This is a genomic window from Pseudocitrobacter vendiensis, from assembly GCF_943590815.1.
In the GTDB taxonomy this organism is placed as follows: Bacteria; Pseudomonadota; Gammaproteobacteria; order Enterobacterales; family Enterobacteriaceae; genus Pseudocitrobacter; species Pseudocitrobacter vendiensis.
On record NZ_CALSBS010000026.1, the window covers coordinates 53,295 to 59,294 of the forward strand.

Genomic DNA, 6,000 nt, shown 5'->3' on the forward strand with positions numbered 1-6,000 from the left:
AGCAAAGCGGCAGGTTGTGCTAACCTGTCGCGCAATTCTATGGCTGGAGGCTCCTCATGCATTTTGACATCGCCTGGCAGGACGTCGATACCGCCCTGCTGGATATGGATGGTACGCTGCTCGACCTCGCATTCGATAATTACTTCTGGCAAACGCTGGTGCCTGAGACCTACGGCAGCCAGAAGGGCCTGACGCCGCAGGAAGCGCGCGACGCGCTGCGCCAGGAGTACCACGATGTGCAGCATACGCTAAACTGGTACTGTCTTGATTACTGGAGCGACCGGCTGGGTTTGGATATTTGTGCGATGACCCGCGAGCAGGGGCCACGTGCGGCGCTGCGTGATGATACTGTGCCATTTCTCAATGCCTTACAGGCGAGCGGTAAGCGGCGCATTCTGCTGACCAACGCGCATCCGTACAACCTTTCCGTCAAGCTGGAGCATACCGGTCTTGATGCACACCTTGATTTATTACTTTCCACCCACACATTTGGTTATCCGAAAGAGGATCAGCGGTTGTGGCAGGCGGTAGCGGAACATACAGGGCTGAAAGCGGAGCGCACGCTGTTTATCGACGATAGCGAAGCGATTCTGGACGCGGCGGCGACATTTGGTATTCGCTACTGTTTAGGCGTCACTAACCCGGACTCCGGTCTGGCGGACAAAAGCTATTTACGTCATCCCGCCCTGAATGATTACCGTCGTCTGATCCCCTCACTCAAGTGAAGGAGTGACCATGAAAGAGAAGTCCGTAGCGGGCGTTCGGCTGGATAAATGGTTATGGGCCGCGCGTTTCTATAAAACCCGGGCGCTGGCGAGGGAGATGGTTGACGGCGGCAAGGTTCACTATAACGGGCAACGCAGCAAGCCCAGCAAGATAGTCGAACTCAACGCGCAGATAACCTTACGCCAGGGCAACGACGAGCGTACCGTGGTGGTGAAAAGTATCACCGAACAACGTCGCCCGGCCAGCGAAGCCATGCTGCTTTATGAAGAGACCGCGGAAAGCATTGAGAAGCGCGAGAAAGTCGCGCTGGCACGCAAACTCAACGCGCTGACGATGCCGCATCCGGACCGACGTCCGGATAAAAAAGAGCGCCGAGACCTAATGAGATTTAAATATGGCGACAGCGAGTGACTGGCGCCTCAAGAGAGAAAATTATGACTCAACACGATCAATTACATCGCTATCTGTTTGAAAACTATGCCGTCCGTGGCGAACTGGTCACCGTATCAGACACCCTCGAACAGATCCTCGCGAACCACGACTACCCGCAGCCGGTGAAAAACGTGCTGGCCGAGCTGCTGGTCGCCACCAGCCTGCTGACCGCAACGCTGAAGTTCGCTGGCGATATTACCGTTCAGTTGCAGGGCGACGGCCCGATGACGCTGGCTGTGATCAACGGCAATAACCAGCAGCAGCTGCGCGGCGTGGCGCGCGTGCAGGGCGATATTCCTGCCGATGCCGACCTGAAAGCACTGGTGGGGAATGGTTATCTGGTGATCACTATCACCCCGGAAGAAGGCGAGCGCTATCAGGGTGTGGTGGGTCTGGAAGGCGATACGCTGGCCGAATGTCTGGAAGATTACTTCCAGCGCTCTGAACAGCTGCCGACGCGTCTGTTTATCCGCACCGGCGAAGCGAACGGTAAGCCTGCGGCGGGCGGTATGCTGTTGCAGGTGATGCCCGCGCAGGACGCCCAGCGTGATGATTTCGATCACCTGGCGGCGCTGACAGAGACCATCAAAGGCGAAGAGCTGTTCACCCTGCCGGCGAACGATGTGCTGTGGCGTCTGTATCACGAAGAAGAAGTGACGATTTACGACCCGCAGGACGTAGAGTTCAAGTGCACCTGCTCCCGCGAGCGCTGCGCTGGCGCGCTGAAAACGCTGCCGGATGAAGAAATTGATAGCATCCTGGCCGATGAAGGCGAAATCGATATGCACTGCGACTACTGCGGTAGCCATTACGTTTTCAACGCCATGGATATTGCAGAGATCCGCAATAACGCCTCTCCGGCGGACCCGCAGGTACATTAATTATCCGGCGTTGAAAAATGCCATTTGTAGGCCCGGTAAGCGTAGCGCCACCGGGCATTTTTTTGACCTGTCAGTTGCTGTAATACGTTTCCAGCGCTTCACCATCAATCGTCAAGTCGCGCCATGATTTTGCTTTAGTCCCGATTTTTCCTTCACGCATCGCACGCAAAACCTGCTCTTCCGTCATGCCTTTCGGTAATTGCACCGAGCCTTTATTAGCCCAGGCTTTTTTTGCCGGATCGTATGCGTAAATCAGGCTTCCCTCTCCTGCGAAAGAAAAAAGTATGCGTTCAGGCTGGCCATCATCATTTAAATCCTGGGTCGTCAGTAAGCAGGCATTTTTTTCACCACAGGATGCAAACCGATAACGATCTTCATTCACCACTTGCCAGAAGGCCTCATCCGGTTGGGAAGTGCCTGGCGCTAAGGCAACATTATCCGCCAGATCTTTCATAAAGAGTTGATCGCGATTCCCGCCCAGCATCGTCAGTAATTCACGCTTACGTTTAGCATCTTTCATATATTCCGCATCGTTTTTCAGCGACACCAGCGCGGCGCGCCCGGTACGACCGCTGTGGTCGAGCAGATAGAGGCTGACCTGTTCAGCAGTAATCTTACCGCTGTGATAACGTCCCATATGGCTGTTCACGCTGATACGCCAGCTATCCAGCACCGGTGAATTGAGCAGCACGAGAATCACCAACGCCAGTAGCGAAACAGCCTGGTTGATCTTGCCCTGAAGCATCAGCGGGTTCTGTCCGTTACGTCGCACAATGCTAAAGAAATATCCCAACGTCCATACCAGCAGCACCATCACCACCAGCACGCCATGCAGGCGGCCGGGCGTCCAGCCATATTGATTCACGCGCAGCCACAGCGCCCACGCCGCAATCAGCACATAGATCGGCGCGACCAGAAGCGACGTTTTAATCAGGCAACGCAGCGCACCGGTAAACGGCAGCGATATTTTTTGTGGATCGCGAACAATCGCCATCAACAGAAGCAGCAGGAATGCCAGCGTCGAAAGCAGGCCTGCGGCAGAGACGTGGCGGGAAATGGCACTCAGGCCGGTAAACGGTAACGTAACGATAAACAACAGCGTCAACAGCGATACCAGCGGCAGCAGGCCGGTGGCGATGAGTGTCATCAGTTTTTGAATAGCGCCTACCAGCCGCGACTGGGTCCGCGCCAGAATCACCGCCAGCGCCGTAATCAGCCCCAGCGCAAGGTAGATAAACCACTGGGTGTCAAAAAAGAGCGTTTTAAAAAACGAGATACCGACAATCTTAAACAGTTCACTCCACAGTAAGAGCACCAGCCACGTCAGGCCATTAGCGATAAATATCACCAGCAACGTAAGTGCGTTATGCCAGGCTAATCCATAAAATCGGGCATAGCGTGTCACTCCCTGGCGCGGATTCAGGTTCTGCTGTATCCAGGGCAACAGCAGCATCGCCATCAGCAGCAGGTAGCAGCCATAATCCCAGAGCAGGCTATTCGCTCGCCAGCCAACCTCGCCGTCGATTTGCCACTTCATCCAACCGCTCATTCCCAGTACGGCGACAAAGACCAGCGCCAGCCATCCCCACAAGCGCTTTTGCCTGAAAGAAATAACCGTGAAAAGAAGTGTCGACGGGAGCGCCACCGTTGCGGGTACGCCGTAAAATAACCAGCCGCTGTTTTTCGGTGCCAGCCAGGTGATCAACAGGTAGCACATCAGCCCCTGAACCAGGCCAGTGGCAATCATTCCCCAGCGTGTGGGGCGAGAGAGTTCAACGTTATCCATGTTGGTATCCACAAATGAGCAGTAGGCGGGATTATCGCATTACGTCTGGTATCACGCTCAAAAAGTGTGGAAATTCGGAAAAGAGCTCAGCGAGGTGAATCGATTTTTTCCATGAAAGGGTTACGTAATTTTCTTTCAGAAATGCGATTACATTCACATAAACATCGTATTTTAAACTATTTTTTAACCAATTAAGAACATTTACCCCAATTCAAGTCATTTTCCTGCCATAATCGGGGCCGCTTCGTGACAGGAGTCACAATGAATTCGTAAGTAGACGTTTTGTCGGGATACGTAAATCTATGAGCCTGGTCGCGGTCAACACCCCTAAAATACCCATAGAATTTGTAGCAATACAATTGGCTAAGGAGCAGTGAAATGCGCAATGGTTTAACTCCGCAGGATCTCAAGGCTTATGGTATCAACGACGCACAGGAGATTGTCTACAATCCGGATTACGACACGCTGTATCAGGAAGAACTTGATCCTAACCTGGAAGGTTACGAGCGTGGCGTCCTGACCAATCTTGGTGCTATCAACGTCGACACCGGTATCTTTACCGGCCGTTCACCGAAAGATAAATACATCGTCCGTGACGATACAACCCGTGATACCGTTTGGTGGTCTGATAAAGGCAAAGGAAAGAACGACAACAAGCCGCTCTCTCAGGAAACCTGGCAGCACCTGAAAGGACTCGTTTCACAACAACTTTCTGGTAAGCGTCTGTTTATTATCGACGCTTTCTGTGGCGCGAACGAAGATACCCGTCTTTCCGTGCGCTTCATCACCGAAGTGGCCTGGCAGGCGCACTTCGTCAAAAACATGTTTATTCGCCCAACCGAAGAAGAACTGGCCACCTTTAAGCCAGACTTTATCGTGATGAACGGCGCGAAATGCACCAACCCGCAGTGGAAAGAACAGGGGCTGAACTCTGAAAACTTCATCGCTTTCAACCTGACCGAGCGCATTCAGCTGATTGGCGGCACCTGGTACGGCGGCGAAATGAAAAAAGGGATGTTCTCTATCATGAACTACCTGCTGCCGCTGAAAGGCATCGCGTCCATGCACTGCTCGGCAAACGTCGGTGAGAAAGGTGATGTGGCGGTCTTCTTTGGCCTTTCCGGTACCGGCAAAACCACGCTATCCACTGATCCGAAACGTCGCCTGATTGGTGATGATGAACACGGCTGGGATGACGATGGCGTCTTCAACTTCGAAGGCGGTTGCTACGCGAAAACCATCAAGCTTTCCAAAGAAGCGGAACCGGAAATCTACAACGCAATTCGCCGCGATGCGCTGCTGGAAAACGTGGTGGTACTGGCCGATGGCACCATCGATTTTGATGACAACTCGAAGACCGAAAACACTCGCGTCTCTTACCCGATTTATCACATTGATAATATCGTCAAACCGATTTCCAAAGCGGGCCACGCGACCAAGGTCATCTTCCTGACGGCGGATGCGTTTGGCGTACTGCCGCCGGTGTCCCGTCTGACCGCTGACCAGACTCAGTACCACTTCCTGTCTGGCTTTACCGCCAAACTGGCCGGTACAGAGCGTGGCGTCAACGAACCGACCCCAACCTTCTCCTCCTGCTTCGGCGCGGCATTCCTGTCACTGCACCCAACGCAGTATGCGGAAGTGCTGGTGAAACGCATGAAAGCCTCTGGCGCGCAGGCGTACCTGGTCAACACCGGCTGGAACGGCACCGGCAAACGTATCTCGATTAAAGATACCCGCGCCATTATCGACGCCATCCTGAACGGTTCGCTGGATAACGCAGAAACCTTCACCCTGCCGATGTTCGATTTGCAGATCCCAACCGAACTGCCGGGCGTGGATACGCATATTCTCGACCCGCGTAACACCTACGGTTCCCCGGAACAGTGGCAGGAAAAAGCCACCGCGCTGGCGAAACTGTTTATCGAGAACTTCGAGAAATACACCGATACCCCGGCTGGCGCCGCGCTGGTAAGCGCTGGGCCAAAGCTGTAATCGGTCTGGTGAGATGATGAAATCCCCCTTCCGTGAGGTTGGGGGATTTTTTTTGGCCAGGATTTAGCGCCTGTTGCCGGGGGCGCTGCGCTTGTTCGGCCTACGACAGCCCCCTCACCCCGGCCCTCTCCCCCAGGGAGAGGGGGAAAACAACGAGCACAATCGGTTCCCTCTCCCTGC

5 protein-coding genes are annotated in these 6,000 nt (G+C 54.0%); 4 read left to right on the forward strand and 1 reads right to left on the reverse strand.

Features of this window, described 5'->3' with window-relative positions:
- The first annotated feature begins 56 nt into the window (after positions 1 to 56).
- From yrfG to hslO, 3 genes are read left to right on the forward strand one after another with little or no spacing between them, the layout of a single operon-like run.
- On the forward strand, positions 57 to 725 hold the full coding sequence (gene yrfG, locus NMC31_RS20970; protein WP_253898984.1) for a GMP/IMP nucleotidase: 669 nt from the start codon (positions 57 to 59) through the stop codon (positions 723 to 725).
- 10 nt (positions 726 to 735) lie between these two features.
- Positions 736 to 1,137: a ribosome-associated heat shock protein Hsp15 gene (gene hslR, locus NMC31_RS20975; RefSeq protein ID WP_015962681.1), complete on the forward strand. Its 402-nt coding sequence runs from the start codon at positions 736 to 738 to the stop codon at positions 1,135 to 1,137.
- A 23-nt stretch (positions 1,138 to 1,160) separates the two neighbouring features.
- Positions 1,161 to 2,039 carry an Hsp33 family molecular chaperone HslO gene (gene hslO, locus NMC31_RS20980; protein WP_015962680.1) on the forward strand — a complete coding sequence of 293 codons (879 nt, stop codon included), beginning with the start codon at positions 1,161 to 1,163 and terminating at the stop codon, positions 2,037 to 2,039.
- 70 nt (positions 2,040 to 2,109) lie between these two features.
- On the opposite strand, the gene NMC31_RS20985 is transcribed toward hslO, so the two are convergent.
- Complete coding sequence (locus NMC31_RS20985) at positions 2,110 to 3,825, reverse strand: DUF4153 domain-containing protein (protein WP_253898985.1); 1,716 nt, start codon at positions 3,823 to 3,825, stop codon at positions 2,110 to 2,112.
- Between the two features lie 378 nt (positions 3,826 to 4,203).
- On the opposite strand from NMC31_RS20985, the gene pckA reads away from it, so the two are divergent.
- Entirely contained in the window at positions 4,204 to 5,820 is a 1,617-nt protein-coding gene (gene pckA / locus NMC31_RS20990) for a phosphoenolpyruvate carboxykinase (ATP) (RefSeq protein WP_253898986.1), read from the forward strand.
- The last annotated feature ends 180 nt before the right edge of the window (positions 5,821 to 6,000 follow it).